This window comes from Burkholderia sp. 567, from assembly GCF_040545115.1.
Lineage (GTDB): Bacteria > Pseudomonadota > Gammaproteobacteria > Burkholderiales > Burkholderiaceae > Burkholderia > Burkholderia ambifaria.
Map to the genome: position 1 here is coordinate 94,314 of NZ_JBEPLG010000002.1, position 17,976 is coordinate 112,289.

Here is a 17,976-nt window from a genome sequence, read left to right on the forward strand (position 1 = left end):
ATCGATCATGAGACGCATTGCCCCGCCATTCTGACCGCGAGTTGCACCGACACTCGCGATAGCGGTTTTTCTCGCGATAACGACACTCGCCAATCCTGCGAGCGCTGCCTCCCCCGCGCACACTCAAGCACCTGCAAGCGCGATGACCGTTGCGACCCACGACCGGATCGAGACGCGCATCAACAACCTTCACGACAGGCTTCAGATCACCGCGGCGCAGGAAGGACTTTGGCACAAGGTCGCGCAGGTCATGCGCGACAATGCGGGCGCGATGGACTCGCTCAGACAGGCGCGAACCAGTCATGCCAACACCATGAGCGCGGTCGACGATCTCAAGTCCTACGGCCAGGTCGCCGACGCTCATGCGGACGGCATCAGAAAGCTCACTCCTGCGTTTCAGACGCTGTACGACAGCATGTCCGACGCTCAGAAGAAGAATGCCAATCTGATTTTCCGGACTGACCATCACCACTCTGCAAAGAAGGGGTGATCTCGAGACACCCGCGGCAGAAAGCAGACCGGTGCCGCACGCAGGTCCCAGATCTCGGACAGGAGAACATCATGAAAACCCCAGAAGTACGCGCCGCGCTCATAGGCTCGATAATGACCAAAGTATCACGACGACGGTCAGCTTGGCCTTGGCTATCGGCGGCATGTCTATGGCGCCGGCGTTCGGCGCAGACTACGGCAATTACGAGCGCCAACAGCAGTATGGCGCGAACGATGGCTATTGGCGTGACGAAAACCATCCACAGCACCATCGCATGGGTAACGGTTATCTGCAGAACCACAGGCATCAGTGGGATCACGGCAATCGGCAGGCTTATCGACATCCGGGCAATGACTACCGTCGCGGCGAGTACTACGACAATCAGGACTATGTGTATGCGCCACCACCTGTGGTCTATGCCCCTCAGTCGACGCCAGGCATCAGCCTGTTCATACCGCTTCAGTTCCGATAGGGTGCGAGATTGCACGGGGTTTTGTCCGCTGGGTCGGATGGCAACGAAACCGGGAGAGACCGCTGTTCGGGCTGTTTTCGGTTTCTTTGCTTCTCGATTGCTGTGCAACCAGCCTTTTGTCATGACCTTACTGCGGTTCAATTCTATTCTGATTGTGCGACCGCGCGCGGAGGCGCAACATGCATAAACCTGCGGAGCTTTCCGAAAAATTCTTTGGCATACCATATGAATCATTGGACGAGCGCACGAAGAATGTTGCACGTCTTGTCTCGGAACGAAAGCACATAGCGAGAGACGCCACGAAAGAGCTGGACGCAGCGGCGACGCGCGGCCAGCGCGCAGCGGATGCCGTTGCCGCCTTCGGCGGGTCGTGGATATTCATCACGTGCTTCATTGTCGTCATGGTCGTCTGGGTCAGCCTGAATTCGCTGAGTCTGGCAACGTACAGCAAAGCCTTTGATCCTTACCCGTATATCTTGCTCAACCTGTTTCTCTCGATGCTGGCAGCTATCCAGGCACCCATTATCCTGATGGCGCAGAACCGGCAGTCATACAAGGATCGGGTCTCTGCCGAGCATGACTACGAAATCAATCTGAAGGCCGAACTCGAGATCATGTTGCTCCATGAAAAGCTGGACGGGTTGCGCGAGGAGCAATGGAATGAATTGTTGAACATGCAGAAGGAACAGATGGCGGCGCTGAAGAACCTGCTCGAGTCTGGCAGGACGTAGGCGACGGGGCATCAGGGTCGCCCGCTTCGCGAAACGACGCGATCGAATCACGACGACGCGTGCCGGAAGGACGCTGACCGGCCATTTTCATGTGATGACAGCAGCCGACTTACCATCCTTCCCGTTGCCCCGGCCTATGCGCCCCCTGGTCATCGGGATGCCAGGAACGATTCATGTGATCGCGGGACGTGTCGCCTCGATTCCATCCACTTTCGTGACCACCGCCATACGCGCCGCCATACCCCCCGTTTCGATCACCACGGTAGCCGTCGCCGGGTATACCCAAAGGCATCCCGCAAGCACGGTCGCAATAGCCGCAAGACAGACATAAATGGACGTACGCATGTTGCTCTCCTTGCCAATCGCGTTCGAGTGCGGTGCTTCGTTCGATCGACCAGGGACGAATGACGGAATCATTCACCGCTGATGTGAACCACGTCGATGTTCGGGAAAAGATCACGCACGAATGGATGGTTGCAGGAAACATCCTCATTTCAACGAGATTGCGTGTCTGTACGGTGAAAGACGGTTGTGGAGGCGGACAGGTGCAAGATCCGGGTCGCCATCGTGAATCTCCGCAATTTAATTTTGCATACGTTGCCGGACCGGCTGCGCGGCATCGACGGGTTGAGTCCGCAACCCATAGAACACGCACGTGCTGCGAAGCTGAGCGAGACACGGGCCGCTGATGTCGCGTCTTCGTACGCTGTCGTACCGCGTCCGCGGCCGGCCTGGCGTAGCTTCGAAAGCTCCACGAACAACCAGGAGACGATGATGCTGCGAAGAACATTTCTGTGGGGGACGCCGGGATCCATCCTTGCCATTTCCCTCGCGGTTTCAGGTTGCACGATGACCGGAACATCCGATGCCAGCGGCCACCAGATCGACAAGCGCCACACTATCGACGCAGGTGTCGACTCGACCCTCGCGCGTCTTTACTCCAGCGCCAACGGCTCGCATGAACTCGTCGGCAAGGCGCGCGGCGTGCTGGTGTTCCCGTCGGTCATCGCGGCCGGCTTCTGGATTGGCGGCCAATACGGCGAAGGCTCGCTGCGCGTTGCCGGCAACACGGTCTGCTACTACAGCACCACGACCGGCTCGATCGGGCTGCAGATCGGCGCGCAATCGAAAGCCATCATTTTCCTGTTCATGACCCAGGACGCGCTTGACCGGTTCCGTAGCAGCGAAGGCTGGTCGGTGGGCGGCGATGCATCGGTGGCAGTACTGAAAGTAGGCGCGAACGGCAATGTCGACACCAGCACCGCGACCGCGCCGATCGAAGCGTTCGTGCTGACGAACAGCGGGTTGATGGCGGGTGTGACGCTTGAGGGAACGAAGATCACGAAGCTGACGACGCTGTAGTGCTCGAAGCCGGCCGGGCGAGCAAGTCGGCCAACGCAGCGATTCAACGGTGCGGTGGCAGATCTGAACTGAACTCGCCTGATCCGCACGTCGGCGTGCCCGTGCCCGGCGCTTGTCCGCCAACGTACCGAACGCACGCGAATCATCGCTTCGCATCATTCCGTGGTCGACGCCGCGTAGGCCTGGCCACCTCGATTTCTCGTCAATAGCGCCGCGAAATATCGGCTCCGTATCGAGCGCGCGGGATTGCGCACACCTTGATGAGACATGTGCCGGCACTATAATTTTCGAAGGGTGATTCGCATTCGGACGGTCATTTCGAACTCGTCGGGAAAAAGGGACATATTTCCGCCACCATCCGGTCTGGTCATCGGATCGGGAAGGTATGATGGTTGACCCTCTCGCCGATTCCCGCCTGCGCCCACATCGGCCGGATTCTCCATCGTCAGCCGAGCGCAAGCGTAGGAGCCATGCATGCATGGGACAACCCGCCCCTTACCGAAAATCACCTGCTTGCCGCGCTGCCGGAAAACGAACGCGCGCACGTCGCTGCGCACCTGACGCTCGTCGAGATGCCGCTGGGAAAAGTGCTGTACGAGTCGGGCGGCCAGCTTCATCACGTCTTTTTTCCGACCACGTCGATCGTTTCCCTGCTTTATGTGATGGAGGACGGCTCGTCCGCCGAAATCGCGATCGTCGGGCATGAAGGCATGATCGGCGTATCGCTGTTCATGGGCGGCGAGACGACACCAAGTCGGGCCGTCGTGCAAAGCGCGGGGCATGCCTACCGGCTCGACGCGCGCATTCTGAAAGAAGAATTCCGGCGCGGCAATGCGATGCAACGCCTATTGTTGCGCTATACCCAGGCGCTCATCACGCAGATGGCTCAGACCGCGGTGTGCAACCGGCATCACTCGATCGATCAGCAACTGTGCCGCTGGCTGCTGCTCAGCCTCGACCGCCTGCCTTCGAACCAGCTGCGCATGACGCAGGAGCTGATCGCCAACATGCTGGGCGTGCGCCGATCGGGCGTGACAGAAGCTGCATTGAAGCTGCAGGACGCGGGCCTCATCCGCTACAACTACGGCCATATCGAGGTGCTGGATCGGCCGGGGCTCGAAAAACACGTGTGCGAATGCTACAGCGTGGCCAAACGTGAATTCGACCGCCTGCTTCCCGATCTGAAGCGGCTCTAGCCGCTACCGCGCCGCATCGTACCGGCCTTTGCCGCAGATGCCCTTGACGCCTGCGAAGGCGTGCAAGCGGCGGATCGACATGTATTGGCCGGAACTCGATCTGACAGGTCAGTCGGGCCTGCAAAGAACGAGCCGTCAACGGGGATGAATTTCTCCTTGGACAAGATCCGGGAATATTCATCTCGTGCACGGTGTCGACATCGAAAACGGTCCTCGGCGCACGATAAAACGCTGCGCGCACCGGCGTCGGAAATCGGTACGGTTCCATACCTGGGGGCACGTCGGAAATATCGTCTTGCCTTCGCTCCGATCGATACCCCCGGCGTCCAGCGATATCGCCGAATACCGGCGACGACTCGATGGATCGCGGTCACTCAGGGCGCTGACCCGCGCCGCGCAACCTGCGCTAACGGTGCTTGATGTGCGACGACCTCCGGTCATGCTTTCGGTGGGCCGGTCTGGAAATCATCCTGGTGACACCGCCGATCGACGGCGGATCGCTGGCGGGGAACGTCCCCTCCACCGCGTCGTCGACATTGCGCTCGCTCTTCCCGCCGTTCGTATGCTGCTCCCGATACCTGCTGCGCATAACCGCCTCCATGGCGCTGATGATCAGACCGGACTGGCCCGGATTCGACTGTCCGGCGTGGGTACGGCACGCGCGTATAAGGCCGTCGGTCACAACCAGCATAGACGCGATTCGGACATCCCGCCGGCACGAGCGCGATTCGCTGCAAAACGCCGGACATGGCGAGACGAGCACGCCGATGACGTCGAAATCAAGGTCGGGACCAGGGCAATCACGCGCGCATGACGCATCCGGGCGCTCGCCACTACGACCTTCACCGGTATGGAAGCAACGGCTATTGCGGCGGCGAGGAGGATGCCTATGGCGCGCCTCCGATGGTGTACGTGCCGGCGCCGGTGCCGAGCCTGTCGCTGTGCGTACCACTGCGACTGCGTTGAGGCGCGAACCGAATCCGGCCGCCCCGTTTACCCGGCAGCCCGTCGACAGGGGCGATCCACACTGCTTCGCGATCCTGATGACGATGCTCGGGAGGATGTCTCGCGACATGCCGGGAGGGAGGCGTCCGATCGCCCCCCTTGCGCGCTTTGTACGGTTTCGTACCGCATCGGCAATTCGTCGCGTGTAGCGTTTCAACCATGCCGGCCATCCGAGGGGACGCGATCGGCAGGAATCGTTCCGCATCGGCGGACGAACGGCTGGATGCCACCGCACGGCAGGCATGTCAGCAGAATCACCGACGTGCCGGGCATAGATCTGGCGAGGACATCATGTTGCGAAGCATCCGAAGGTTGCATGGAGACACGATTCGAGCGAAGGACGGCGATATCGGGCGCATCCATCAGGCTTACTTCGACGACGACAACTGGTGCATCCGTTACCTCGTCGTCGAGACGGGGGACTGGCTGCACGACAGGCAGGTACTGATCTCGCCGTATTCCGTCACGCATGCCGATCCCGAAACGCGCACGCTATACGTCAGCCTCACGCAACAGCAGGTGAGAGACAGCCCGAATCTGGACACGCACAAGCCGGTATCGCGCCAGCACGAGATCGAGTACCTGCGGTACTACAACTACCCGACCTACTGGGGCGGCCCGAACCTTTGGGGGATGGGCGCGTACCCGGCTTTCGATCCCGCGGGGCCGTCGCAGGACCCTGAAGCAGGCGACCCGCTTTTCTCGCACACCGAGCCGGCCAGCGCACCGGCGGATACGCATCTGCGCAGCACCGGCGAGGTCGACGGATATCGGCTCGAAGCCACGGACGGGCATATCGGTCACGTGTCCGACTTCATTTACGACGATGAAGCGTGGGTGATCCGCTATCTGGCGATCGACACGTCGAGCTGGTGGTCGACCGGCAAGGAAGTGCTGATCGCGACTCATTGGCTCGACCAGGTGGACTGGTCGACGAAAACGGTATCGACCACGCTCACGCGCGATGCTATCCGCCGGAGCCCTCTATACGACGACTCGCAGCTCGTTCATCGAAGCTACGAAATCGAGTTGCATGAGTTCTACGGCAAGCACGGATATTGGAACGGAGACCGATAACGGAGACTGATAACGCAGGCCCGCGCAATCGACAGCCAACGCAACCCGATCCCGTGCGGGATATGGCGTGACCGGACGCCTAGGAGCATCTGCATGACCTCAACCTGTTTCCCGTCGACCGAAGATTCGACACTCGATGCGCTCTGTGTCAATACGCTGCGCTTCCTGTCGATCGATGCCGTGCAGAAAGCGGCGAGCGGCCATCCGGGCTTGCCGCTCGGCGCCGCGCCGATGGCCTATGCGTTATGGACGCGCCATCTCAAGCATCACCCCGCCAATCCCGCATGGCTCGATCGCGATCGCTTCATCCTGTCGGCCGGACATGGTTCCATGCTATTGTACAGCTTGCTTCACCTGACTGGCTACGATCTGGCACTCGACCAGATCGAGCGCTTCCGACAATCGGGCAGCCTCACGCCCGGTCATCCGGAGCGCGGCCTCACGCCGGGTGTCGAGACGACGACCGGCCCGCTCGGCCAGGGCTTCGCCAACGCCGTCGGCATGGCGATAGCGGAAGCGCAGCTCGCCGCGCGCTACAACCGTCCCGGCTTCGAGATTGTGGATCACCACACCTACGCACTCGTCAGCGATGGCGACTTGATGGAAGGCGTCGCGGCAGAGGCGGCATCGCTTGCCGGCCATCTGCAGCTCGGCAAGCTGATCTGCCTGTACGACGACAATCGGGTCACGCTGTCCGCCGGCACCGCGATCACCTTTACCGAAGATCGCGCGCGACGGTTCGACGCCTACGGCTGGCATACCGAAACGGTCGACGACGGCAACGACCTGGCCGCCATCGACGCGGCGCTGGTCAACGCACGTGCCGAGCAGTTGCGTCCATCGTTGATCCTCGTGCGCACGCATCTCGGCTATGGCTCGCCCAACCGGCAAGACACGCACCAGGCACACGGATCGCCGCTCGGCGACGCCGAGGTGCGCCTGACCAAGCACAACCTCGGCTGGCCGCCCGATCCCGCGTTTCATATCCCCGCACCGGCGCTCGCGCATTTTCGTCGCGCGCTGACGGAGGGACTAGTACGGGAAGAGCACTGGAACGCGCGGTTCGCAGCCTATGCGCGTGCGTTTCCCGAGTTGGCGGAGATGCTGGTGAATACGGCGCGCGGCACGCTGCCCGACAGGTGGGACCGCGATATCCCGGTCTTTCCGGCCGATCCGAAAGGCATTGCGACGCGGGTTGCCTCCGGCAGGGTGCTGAATGCCCTCGCCTCCCGCGTCCCTTCGCTGGTCGGCGGCTCCGCCGATCTGAATCCCTCCACCTTCACCGCGCTGACCGGGCACGGCGATTTCGAGGCCGCCGGCATGAACGCGCTCGACCGGCAAGGTTCCGACGGCGGCGGCTGGAGCCGCGCAGCGGCCGCAATCTGCATTTCGGCGTGCGCGAGCATGCGATGGGCGCGATCCTGAACGGCCTGGCGGCCCACGGCGGCATCCTGCCGTTCGGCGCGACCTTCCTGATCTTTTCCGACTACATGCGTCCGCCGATCCGGCTCGCCGCGTTGATGCGCCTGCAGGTGATCTATGTGTTCACGCACGACAGCCTAGCCGTCGGCGAGGACGGCGCGACGCATCAGCCGGTAGAGCAGCTCGCCGGCCTGCGCGCAATCCCGGGCCTGCTGGTGATTCGACCGGCGGATGCCAACGAGACGGCCGTCGCGTGGCGTGTGGCGCTCGAAGCCCGCGAGCGGCCGACCGCGCTGGTCCTGACTCGCCAGGACGTGCCGACCATCGATCGCCTCCGGTTCGCGCCGGCCGAAGGCTTGCAGCGCGGCGGCTACGTGCTGGCCGATGCCCCCGATGGACGACCCACGCTGATCCTGATCGCGACGGGCTCGGAAGTCGGGCTCGCGCTGGCGGCGCACGCCGAGCTGCTCGCGCGCGGCGTGGCGGTTCGGGTCGTGTCGCTGCCCTGCTGGAGATTATTCGACGCTCAGCCGCAGCCGTATCAGGACGCCGTGCTGCCGCCGTCGGTCGGTGCGCGGCTGGCGATCGAAGCGGGCGTGTCGCAAGGCTGGCACCGCTATGTCGGCGATCGTGGCGACGTGCTCGGCGTCGCATGCTTCGGGGCGTCGTCCCCGGGCGCCGATCTGATGCGCGATTTCGGCTTCACCGTCGAGAACGTCTGCGACCGCGCGCTGAAACTGCACGCGTGATCCGCGGGCGCCGGTGCGCATATCAGGCGCTCGGGCCGCCGCCGGCACGGCGCGTACCGGCTTCGAGCACCGCGTCGACCATCGACTGCGCATCGGACACGATGCGCGCCACGTGAGCGTTTCGCTTCAATCGTGCGCATCGACACGATTCCGTCGACCTCGCCAACGGCACCGCGTTACTCGACCATTTTCGAACATGGCGCTCCGCAAACGGCGGCGCTCGCACTCGACCTGGCGTAGACCGAAGCAAAGTTGTCAACGTTTGCGAAGAAAAAATGTCAATTCAGAGATCGACAACGACGCAGAATCGGAAAATTTCCAAGAAATCATAGACTTGCATACCGAGAAATAAATTCGTCACCGCGCGTGGTGTCGCGAAGACCGGCGTCAATTCCCTCAGCGCTAGCAGTCGCAGCCACGCGATGTACAACTCTCAGGTTTGAACAGATGATCGTTGATCGCGCGTGCAACTTGCGGATCTGCGCCTTATCCCAGGTGACGTTCGTAATAGCGTCGCGTCAACGCCTCGCGGTACGTAGACTTCATCGGACGAGCCTTGTCTGGCGACCAACCGCCGCCTCCGTAACTGCCACCACAGAGCGCGCATCGATACGGCGACTCGAGCAGGCGGACATTCACGATGTAGGGGGCCTCGTAGCCGCAGCGGCGGCACGCAGTTTCCAACTGCCGATAACGCGCCGGACAGGTGTTGAATTTCAGCATCTGGTGAACCACGCTATGGTAGCCGCGCGCGATGCAGCCGCAGCAGTGACGAAACAGTGGGCTGTACTGGCGCCGCTGACTCGGGTGCAGCAGCCCGATCTCGAGCGACGCATAAGGAATGCCGAGGACGTCGGTGCGCGCTAACCTTCGCTATGCGCGAATCTCGACGACAAGGCACTGTCATCACGACTCGCGTCTATCATCAAGTCGGGCGCGTGCCGCTGCAATCGATTGGTGCAGCTTCGCCTGCAACGTCTCGCGTGGCGGTAGCACCGTGAGGTACTCAGCGACGTGGATGCCGCTTTTGCCGAGTTCAAGCAATTCAATCTGCTCTTGCTTTTTCCCCGCACACAAGATGATGTCGATCGGCGGGGCCTCATCGGGCTCCTGTTCGTGCTTCGCGAGCCATCGCAAGTACAACTCCATCTGACTCTTGTACTCTGCCTTGAAGGAACCGAGCTTCAGTTCGATGGCAACAAGACGCTTGAGCTTGCGGTTGTAGAACAACAGGTCGAGATAGAAGTCGTCGTCGTCGATTGGCAACCGCTTTTGGCGCGCGACGAACGTGAAGCCCGCTCCGAGCTCCAGTAGGAACTGTTCCATCTCGCGCAGGATCGCATCCTCGAGATCGCGCTCGAGGTAGTGATCGTTGAGGCCAAGAAAGTCGAGTATGTACGGATCTTTCAGCACGAGGTCAGGCGTCATCTGCTGAGCGTCGCGCAGGTGCGCCACTTCGCGCCGGATCACTTCGTCGGGTTGCCGCGACAGCGCGCTGCGCTCGAACAGCATCGACTGCATCCGCTCCTGCAACTGCCGCGACGACCAGCGCTCCAGGCGACAGAGTTCAATGTAGAAGTCGCGCTTGAGCGGGTCTTCGACGTACATCAACATCTTCAGATGGGTCCAGCTCAATTCTCTCCGCAGTGCGGAGAGAATTGACTCGTCCGGAAACACTTCGGCCGCGCGGATGCAGTGGCGCAATTGCTGCTCGCTCCAACCCCGGCCGTATTCGACTCTCAGCTGCCGGGCGAGCGCCGGGAGGATCTGTTGTCCGTAGCCCGCGCGCTCACCGCCCAGCACATCATCCCGAATGCGACAACCAACCTGCCAATAAGTAGGGTCAGTTCAGCATTGACGGCCGCCGCCGCTTGGGCGCGCGCCGAATCAATCATGCGGCGGAGGTCGGTCAATAGGGATGCGGGGACGAGTTCGGTCATCTTGTCAGGAATGGAGGAATCGGTGGGCTGGGGCGCGCCAGCAGTGGCCACGTTACCGGATTCACGGCAACTGCGGAACCCTACCGGGCGTTCCCCCAATTCTCTCCGCACCGCGGAGAGAATTCAGCCACCTCCCCGCCGAAGTCCTCGCCTGTCAGCGTACCAAATGCGGGGGCTCGCAATTGAACTTCAGCCCCCTAAGACAAAGCAGCCCCGCCCGGATCGAAGGACCTCCAGACCCACGTGCGGCGCAATGCCCAATGAACCCGCCCACCGGCACGTCGTCACCCGCGCCAGAAATACGGAGGCACCGAAACGCTGACGCCACCGATTTTCGATCGCCGAAGTGGGAGCGCTCAATCGCCTCTGGGGAGTGCCATGAATGCGAGGGCTTCCCCGATGTCCCGAAATGAAGGGTAACATAGTCCTTACTATCGCCCCCTTCAGTTCATCTGAGTCCCCCCGCACTTTGAATTCCGTCGATTTTTCGACCCGCCAAATTGCACGCACGTTGGTCGGTCTGAGCGCGAGCGTCCCCTATCGGCCGGTTCGCCACACGCTCCGCCACCAGACCATCTGTGCCCCGTGTAAACGAAACAAATGCTTACGCGCTCCGCCCACTGGGCAATGGAGAATGCATATGTCTCGCACTGCCTGCCACTGCCTTCGGAGACTCGCTCTGAACGACCGCGCTCGCTGTGCTCGCCGAAGCATGCTGGCCCAACCAGCAGTACACGATTTCGCCAAATCGTATCGGTCCGCAAGGTGCGGTGCGCGGCTACGATCGCGAGTTCGCTAAGTGGCGCTCCTCCCGCAGATCAAGGGCTTCGGCGACTGCGAGTTCGCATACGCACATCGCAGCCGTTTCAGGGTATATGCCGTACCCTTTAACCCTGAGAGGTCCGCCTTCGGGCCTGTCTCGAGGACTGGACTTCCTCATCAACATCGACTGGTCGCCCCAGCAGGGGTTAACCGGCTTCGAGCTTCCCTGACGATCTATGCGAGCACATATGGTAAGTGACGGCACCGAGCTGCACGGGTTGATCCGCCAACAGCGACGCTTCCGAACGACAGTGACATCAACGATATCGCGGCCCGTGGATCGGGAGAGCGGTCGTTATGATCCGGAGGGGCAGGAACTTGTCCAGGTACACGGCACCGGGCGGGTTGAGCGGCACATCGCGGAACAGCGATTCGATGATCGCGCACTCGAACGGCTTCTCGCCATTCCGCGTTTGGGCGGCGCTCCGTCCGGCAGGGCAAGGGGTGCAAACCGCGCATTCCCCCAGCTCTGCACGAAATCAGCTGTCGTCGTGCCATCCGGATGCGTACAGCGGTGACGTTCTCTCGGGTAATCGACACCTCCATGAAAGCTTCTGCCACGCCCCGAGGCGGACAGACCAGCCATCAGGCAACGTACTCACCATGTAGGCGCCGCGCGGCATCGACAATGTCGTCACGCCGATCAAGGGCATCCAAAGGCGCAACAGGCTGTCCCTCACGCTCGCCGGTGCCCGCGATCCATCCATTCGGGAAGTGGAACCAGGCCGCAATCTGCCAAGTATCGCTCACCGGCCTAAGTGCCTCCAGAATTGCCTTGATGACCGGCAGCGGCTGGCACATCGCGTCGAACTGATAGCCTGGAAAGTATTCCTTTCCGCCGAAGGTCACACCAAAGATCCGACCACGCCGTTTCCAATCGCTCGCAGGCTGAGCCTTGTTGGCGGGCGGCGCGACTTGCAGTGCATTGATCTGCTCGGCCGCGAGCCAGTCTCCTCGCTCGAACACCAGGCGCATGGTTTCCCGGCGCCGGATCCGCTCCTCGATCAAGGAGGTGTCCGGTGCCACCAAGCGGATGAACGCGGCGGCGAGATCGTCCGCACGGTCGAGAATGCTTTGATTGAACGACGGACGGGTCAGGACGAGCGCCACCAAATCCTCAATCCCCCGCTGCAAGGACGCCACGATGGCCGGATTGAGCCCGGCAGGCAAAGACACGCGCAGTTCGAAATCCGAGGTTTGCTTATCCGTGGTCGGCTTGTCACGAACGCTGATCATGGCGACCTCACCTTGTTGCGACATTGCCGTCATTCTATTCCTTGTCGTCAATTTCGCAATCTAACCGACGAAACTTGCCGATTTCCTGCCCGAGTACGTTGGTCGCACACCCTTCCATGATTGCCATAACTACCAATCGAGCAATTTGGTTATTTTTCCAATCAGACTAGTGTAGTAACCATTTAGCTCATATTGTGACCATTAATGACGACGCCCACCACTCACGGCGCCGACATCCAGCGGACTCGCGAAAAGCAAGTGGCATGAGCGCAAGCGATCTCACAAAGCAGTCAGCCGCTCCGCCGCGTGACCTTCACCAGTCACCGACGAATCGCGCCGCGCCCGATTCGCTAAAAATCCGCGCCAGCGGCCCGCAACACTAGATGATGCTCGTAGCACGCAAGAGATTTAGTAAATCATCATACTATTGGCCGACTGCCGCTGGGCGTCACCACGGACGGCAGCGTCGTCGAAGTGGCAGGAGCACGGGTTGCCAGAATGCAGCGCAATCGGCGACGCACCGTCCTCTCTCACGCAAAATTTGGTGAATGTCCGCGCGGAGGCCGACGCATGACTTCGCTTCCTGTGAGGAAATGGCCATCCACCTTTTCGCACGAATTCTTACTGGCATGCATTCGATCCTCCGGAATCTATAAACTTACGGGCGAATAGGCAATAAGCACGTCCACATTCAAAATATTTCAACTCACTTAAATGGCGTCACCCGGATGCACTCACTTCAAAGACGTCCCCATAAAGCCACACCGCGCAGTCCGATTCCTTCGCTTGCAAACATTCTGTCCCACTTCGCCCCTCCTCCACCAGCGAAAATCGCAAAAAATCACCCCCAATCCAAACCACAAGTTTTCAAAAAAAGATATCAATTAATCGCACCCACCATTAAAATTCAATACTCTCACATTATTCATTTCGCAACTTCGCTTCAAGAAGTATGCCAGCCGAATTCATAACGAAATTTGACTAACTCAATTTCATTCAGTACGTTGATACGCAGATACCTAATCCCATTGCGCGCCAGCGACGTAGGCACGCCCTTCCTCCGAACGTCGTGCCCCATGAAGACCGGGTTCTTGTACCCGGAGCGCATCGACAGGTTTGCGCGGGACCCGTTGTAGTTCACCGCCGATCGTCGTTCGCAGCGGTACACCAGCGGTATCCGGAATCGCGGCCTGCCGATCTGGTCTCGGCGGTCAGTGTGCAGAACGGAATTGGCCGCATAGCCCGCTCGTTCAGTGAGTGGCAACGATCGCATGTCGCCTGTGTCGGCGACAATCGGCGTCCAGGTCGCGCGCATCGACAGACCCCACGACATCAAATAGGAATCCCCAATGACGACATAGCCTCTTGTTCACCCCGGAAAAGAAAAAGCCCGGATGTTGACGCATCCAGGCTTTTGGGGAACATACAATTTGTTCCGGTGTTACGTGTGAGTAACTCCATTCTAGCGGTTGCGGTCACGCTGTCAACCCTAGCCTCGTTTTGTTCCCTTGCTCCGCTCCGGCACCAATGCGGGGTATCGGAGGGTGTCTGACGGCCGTTGGCCGAGTGGACGCCGATACCTCGCTGTTTCCAAGATTTCAGTGCTATTTCCGCACGCGCTTTTTGGCGAACGGTACGCCGCTGAAGCAGGAGTACGAAATGATTCCCTTTGACAGAGACGAACTCCCTCGTCTCTTCGCCCGCCATAACATTCCACAGCTCACGCAATCGATGATCGAGCGAGCCTTTATAGAACCCACGCGACGTGTGGAACCGACCTTGAAGAGTTCGCCTGAAATCGGCGCGTGTCCCAAGATGGGGCTCGTCATTCAAGCGGCCAATCGAACGGTTGAGCGTCCGGCGGTCCTTCACTACATGTTCGACGATTCCGTGTCCGGATACTTGGATCGACCATTCGAATTGAATTTGGCGTACCGGTCGCGCTCGAACCGGACGATTCGCCGAAACCACTACCCGCAGTTTTTATGGTTTGGCCCGCAAGGATTTTTCGTGGACGACTGGGTATCCCCGCAGCTACGTCAAAATCTCTTGAAACATGCCCCTGGCCTCTACACCCAGGTCGATCGTCAGATCCGATGCGCGCCTGCCGAACACGCCGCTGCCGAGCTGGGTTTGCAATATCGGCTGCGCTGTTCCGACGAGCTTGCCGGAACAGGTCATCGAAATCGGGAATTCCTCAAAAGTTATCTCTGGTCGCAACCCCATCGGAGCGACACGGATCTCAAGTTCGTTCTGGAATATGTGTCGCGCAATGGGGTCTGCACGCTACAGGAACTCCTCGGCGCGAAGCGCGACGTCAATCGAGACCAGATTTATTTGGCATTGGCGCACAGCCTTGTGGTCGCCGACTTCGACCGATCATTTGTTCAAGATGTGAGCGAATTTCTACTCTTTCGTGACGCCGCGGCCCGCGATCTCTACTACCGCGATCACTTCTCGAATCGACCCCGGTCGTTCGGACAAGGGTGGAGTCCAGAATTGTTCCGCCCGGGACACCAGCTCTACTACGCAGGGGCCAGCTTCACGATCATCGCAAGCAGTAATTTGCACCTGATCATCAAGCCCGAGAACGGTGATCCGTTCGAAATGACGCATGAGCTGGTGGCACAGAAATATCGCTCCGGGCTGCTGGTTCCCGACGGCGCGTGTGAATCCGTCGTCGATCCGCTTGTGCTGGACAGCCCATTGCGGTATGCGACCCCCAAAGCGGTTCAGCATGCATCGGATATGCTCAACCTGTATGAAAAATGGAAAGATGGCGAGCGATCGGCTGACGTTCAGAAATATTCGGATCGTACGTGGCGCAGTTACGCGCGCAGGGAATCCGATGCGGTAAGCCGCGGGCAGGATCCCCTGATAGCGTTCCTCCCCCGATGGCATCTGCGCGGCAATCACACGTCAAAAGTTGACAGCGGGACTGATGACATCATTCAAAAAGCGATCCAAGAGCACTACGAAACGCTCATCGGCCCAAGTAAATGGAATACCTACGGATCGATACGAGCGGCACTAGAATTAGCCGGTCTTCGCGTGGTATCCAAGAACACATTTCTAAAAAGGATTAAAAAGATTCTGACCTGCCACTCGATTGGGAAGCGCCGTGGCCACAAGGCAGCTTATCAGGAGGCACCATTTTATTGGGTGTTGGAACGCAACACGCCAACCCATGGCGATTACCCGATGCAAATAACCCACATAGACCATACAGAGCTTGAAATTATTGTCATTTCGAAGTTGACAGGTGAAGAACTCGGTCGACCATGGTTAACACTCATAATATGCGCCTTCAGTCGTCGGATTCTCGGATTCCATATCTCACTCCGAAATCCAAGATATCGAAGTTGCATGTGCGCTTTGTTTGATATGATTCGACGATATGGAAGAGTGCCTGACCAGATCGTCATCGATGGCGGTTCGGATCTTGGCTCAATCGACTTCGAACAACTTTGCGCTTTTCTCCGCATCGATATTCTGATGCGACCAAAATCGGCACCACGAGCAGGGAGCGTACTTGAGCGGATGTTCGGCACCACCCAATCCGAATTTATCTACAATCTCTGGGGTAACACCAAGCTCCTCCGAAATGTGCGGGAAATTACACCGCAGAGTGATCCAGAAAATCTCGCAAGGCTCACCCTCGAGGACATATACGAAGGATTGTCCGAATTCTTTTTCTCGATCTATGACACCACTCGGCATCCGGCCCTGCTGGTTAGCCCAGCATCGCGATTCGAAATTGGCCTCGCTGCAAGCGGTCGCCGGCTCCATCGCCTCAGACGTGAGGCCGACATGATTCCCGTCGCCTTCCCATCGGTTCGAGGACGCACACGAAAAATAGATTGTCAACGCGGGATCTGGGTGAATTATCAATATTACCGCAACCCACGCCTTGAAAAACGCGAATTCGATGGCCTGGAGGTTGTTGTCAAACCGCATCTCCTCTATCCGGATATCGCGTATGCGCTCGTCAATCACGAATGGTTCCCACTTTACTCTACCAAATTTGGCTCACTTGACAAGTTATCCGATTATAAACGGCGCAGCTTAAATGACGAATATTTAACCCTTCAGCGTTACGTAGAAGAATCTCAACAAGATAGTGCCGAGCAACTTGCCTCATTGACAAATCGAATCAACAGTCGGGACGCACGAATTCCAGATGAACCCATCGTTTCAATACCATTTGAGACGGACAAGACTGTCGATCCACTCACCGACGAAGATGTCAACACCGAGGAGGAGCTCAAACAAAAATTCTCTCACATTTTTGAAGAGTTGAAAAAGGAGAATTTCCGTGGACACGAACTCTAGCACGACAACTGGTATCAGCAAGGACATGCTCGCCAACGCCTCGCCTGAATTCAGGTCGGCTTATTTTTGCGACCTCAGAATTAGGCACCCAAAGCTTACGGAGACAATCGACGAACTGATGCGACGCATCAATAACGGTAACGACAGAAGGATGATCATCCTCACCGGCCCCGCGGGGGTTGGCAAGTCGGTCGCCTGTGAATATATCATTCAAAGTCTCATTAAAACCTATTTCCAAAATTTTCCGGATGATACTCAAACCATTCCCGCGATTATGGTGGAAGCCGAAGGATCGCGCTCTGATCGCTTCGACTGGTACGAACTTGATGAAGCGATACTCGATGCACTCCACGTACCGCTGATCGACGCAACGTTGCCAATGGTCACGCGTACGCTTGATGGCCGGTTGATCGACGTGCCAATGGTTGAGTCTCGCAGTCACCCGACCTCCCGATCGCTACGGGCCCGATTTCGTGTCGCGCTCGATCAGCGCAAACCGTCAGTGGTTGCGATCGATGAAGCATCCAACATCTTGGCGGGCCCGAAAGCGTCAGATTCAAAACGTCAAGCCAACGTTTTGAAAACAATTATCAATAAAAACAAAACAAGATTGATTCTGACTGGGGCTTATGACCTCTACAAACTTGCGACCAAGAGTGGCCAACTTGCGCGCAGAAGTCAAATCGTCCACTTCGAACCTTATCGCGACCACAGCCTCAAGGGGTTCGCCGAGGCGCTTTCCACCTTTCAGGACCATCTTCCCTTTAGCGAACCTTTTCCGCTTACGTCGTACAGCGCTGAGCTATTTGAGCAATCACTCGGGTGCATTGGTCTTCTGAAGGATATCCTCGACGCCACGGTGAACGTCGCCATCAGCGAAGCGAAAAAGACTATTACGATCGGCATGCTTCGACGCAATTACTTCCGTCGCCTGCAGCTTAAGATCCTCATCGATGAAATTTTAGAGGGATATCGACTCATCGAAGGGCGCGAGTACTCCAACCTGCCTGCGTTTCTCGACAGCAATCCATCAATGAAAGCCCGAGGCAAAAAAAATCGCCCGGGCGTGCGCTCCCCAGGCCGAGACGTCGCATGAAGGTACCGCCATGTCACCACATCACACCCTGATGCCAACACGGACG

General features: G+C 58.9%; 12 protein-coding genes and 2 pseudogenes. 9 read left to right on the forward strand and 5 right to left on the reverse strand.

Annotation, left to right across the window (positions count from 1 at the left end; genetic code table 11):
- Window positions 1-142: 142 nt before the first annotated feature.
- The 3 genes from ABIC50_RS05890 (at window position 143) to ABIC50_RS05900 (ending at window position 1,693) form a co-directional block, all read left to right on the forward strand.
- Complete coding sequence (locus tag ABIC50_RS05890; RefSeq protein ID WP_175739183.1) at window positions 143-490, forward strand: Spy/CpxP family protein refolding chaperone; 348 nt, start codon at window positions 143-145, stop codon at window positions 488-490.
- Window positions 491-632: 142 nt separating this feature from the next.
- Window positions 633-962, forward strand: a complete 330-nt coding sequence (locus tag ABIC50_RS05895; protein ID WP_244109832.1) for a hypothetical protein — start codon at window positions 633-635, stop codon at window positions 960-962.
- 179 nt (window positions 963-1,141) lie between these two features.
- A complete protein-coding gene (locus tag ABIC50_RS05900; RefSeq protein ID WP_354162270.1) occupies window positions 1,142-1,693 on the forward strand; it encodes a DUF1003 domain-containing protein in 552 nt (183 codons plus the stop codon).
- A gap of 171 nt (window positions 1,694-1,864) precedes the next feature.
- Here ABIC50_RS05900 and ABIC50_RS05905 read toward each other — a convergent pair whose 3' ends face one another.
- The gene (locus tag ABIC50_RS05905; protein WP_175739186.1) at window positions 1,865-2,038 is read right to left on the reverse strand and encodes a hypothetical protein; all 174 of its coding nucleotides are present in this window, start codon (window positions 2,036-2,038) and stop codon (window positions 1,865-1,867) included.
- A gap of 429 nt (window positions 2,039-2,467) precedes the next feature.
- Between ABIC50_RS05905 and ABIC50_RS05910 the strand changes: the two genes are divergently transcribed.
- Window positions 2,468-3,055, forward strand: a complete 588-nt coding sequence (locus ABIC50_RS05910) for a BPSL1445 family SYLF domain-containing lipoprotein (protein WP_175739438.1) — start codon at window positions 2,468-2,470, stop codon at window positions 3,053-3,055.
- Between the two features lie 470 nt (window positions 3,056-3,525).
- Window positions 3,526-4,251, forward strand: a complete 726-nt coding sequence (locus ABIC50_RS05915; protein ID WP_175739440.1) for a Crp/Fnr family transcriptional regulator — start codon at window positions 3,526-3,528, stop codon at window positions 4,249-4,251.
- 406 nt (window positions 4,252-4,657) lie between these two features.
- On the opposite strand, the gene ABIC50_RS05920 is transcribed toward ABIC50_RS05915, so the two are convergent.
- Window positions 4,658-4,942, reverse strand: coding sequence for a hypothetical protein (locus tag ABIC50_RS05920; protein WP_244109834.1), 285 nt, complete (start codon window positions 4,940-4,942; stop codon window positions 4,658-4,660).
- 605 nt (window positions 4,943-5,547) lie between these two features.
- Here ABIC50_RS05920 and ABIC50_RS05925 point away from each other — a divergent pair.
- Window positions 5,548-6,333 carry a PRC-barrel domain-containing protein gene (locus ABIC50_RS05925; protein WP_175739188.1) on the forward strand — a complete coding sequence of 262 codons (786 nt, stop codon included), beginning with the start codon at window positions 5,548-5,550 and terminating at the stop codon, window positions 6,331-6,333.
- A gap of 93 nt (window positions 6,334-6,426) precedes the next feature.
- Window positions 6,427-8,504, forward strand: a pseudogene (tkt, locus tag ABIC50_RS05930) (transketolase).
- A 906-nt stretch (window positions 8,505-9,410) separates the two neighbouring features.
- On the opposite strand, the pseudogene ABIC50_RS05935 reads toward tkt, so the two are convergent.
- From ABIC50_RS05935 to ABIC50_RS05945, 3 genes and pseudogenes are all read right to left on the reverse strand, one after another.
- A pseudogene (locus ABIC50_RS05935) lies at window positions 9,411-10,444 on the reverse strand (PDDEXK nuclease domain-containing protein).
- A gap of 1,407 nt (window positions 10,445-11,851) precedes the next feature.
- The gene (locus tag ABIC50_RS05940) at window positions 11,852-12,535 is read right to left on the reverse strand and encodes a hypothetical protein (protein WP_228909682.1); all 684 of its coding nucleotides are present in this window, start codon (window positions 12,533-12,535) and stop codon (window positions 11,852-11,854) included.
- Window positions 12,536-13,445: 910 nt separating this feature from the next.
- Entirely contained in the window at window positions 13,446-13,835 is a 390-nt protein-coding gene (locus tag ABIC50_RS05945) for a hypothetical protein (protein WP_175760006.1), read from the reverse strand.
- Window positions 13,836-14,068: 233 nt separating this feature from the next.
- Here ABIC50_RS05945 and ABIC50_RS05950 point away from each other — a divergent pair, with 233 nt between their 5' ends.
- Complete coding sequence (locus ABIC50_RS05950; RefSeq protein WP_175760004.1) at window positions 14,069-16,834, forward strand: integrase catalytic domain-containing protein; 2,766 nt, start codon at window positions 14,069-14,071, stop codon at window positions 16,832-16,834.
- Window positions 16,818-17,930 (forward strand): ATP-binding protein, encoded by a 1,113-nt coding sequence (locus ABIC50_RS05955; protein WP_175760002.1) that lies wholly within the window; start codon window positions 16,818-16,820, stop codon window positions 17,928-17,930. Before ABIC50_RS05950 ends, ABIC50_RS05955 begins: the two co-directional genes overlap by 17 nt.
- Window positions 17,931-17,976: the final 46 nt, after the last annotated feature.

Excerpts from the sequence above, each read along its gene's own strand:
- ABIC50_RS05890 (WP_175739183.1), top strand. The coding sequence starts at position 143 with ATGACCGTTGCGACCCACGACCGGATCGAGACGCGCATCAACAACCTT.
- ABIC50_RS05905 (WP_175739186.1), bottom strand. The coding sequence starts at position 2,038 with ATGCGTACGTCCATTTATGTCTGTCTTGCGGCTATTGCGACCGTGCTT.
- ABIC50_RS05925 (WP_175739188.1), top strand. The coding sequence starts at position 5,548 with ATGTTGCGAAGCATCCGAAGGTTGCATGGAGACACGATTCGAGCGAAG.
- ABIC50_RS05910 (WP_175739438.1), top strand. The coding sequence starts at position 2,468 with ATGCTGCGAAGAACATTTCTGTGGGGGACGCCGGGATCCATCCTTGCC.
- ABIC50_RS05940 (WP_228909682.1), bottom strand. The coding sequence starts at position 12,535 with ATGACGGCAATGTCGCAACAAGGTGAGGTCGCCATGATCAGCGTTCGT.
- ABIC50_RS05900 (WP_354162270.1), top strand. The coding sequence starts at position 1,142 with ATGCATAAACCTGCGGAGCTTTCCGAAAAATTCTTTGGCATACCATAT.
- ABIC50_RS05915 (WP_175739440.1), top strand. The coding sequence starts at position 3,526 with ATGCATGCATGGGACAACCCGCCCCTTACCGAAAATCACCTGCTTGCC.
- ABIC50_RS05945 (WP_175760006.1), bottom strand. The coding sequence starts at position 13,835 with ATGTCGTGGGGTCTGTCGATGCGCGCGACCTGGACGCCGATTGTCGCC.
- ABIC50_RS05920 (WP_244109834.1), bottom strand. The coding sequence starts at position 4,942 with ATGCTGGTTGTGACCGACGGCCTTATACGCGCGTGCCGTACCCACGCC.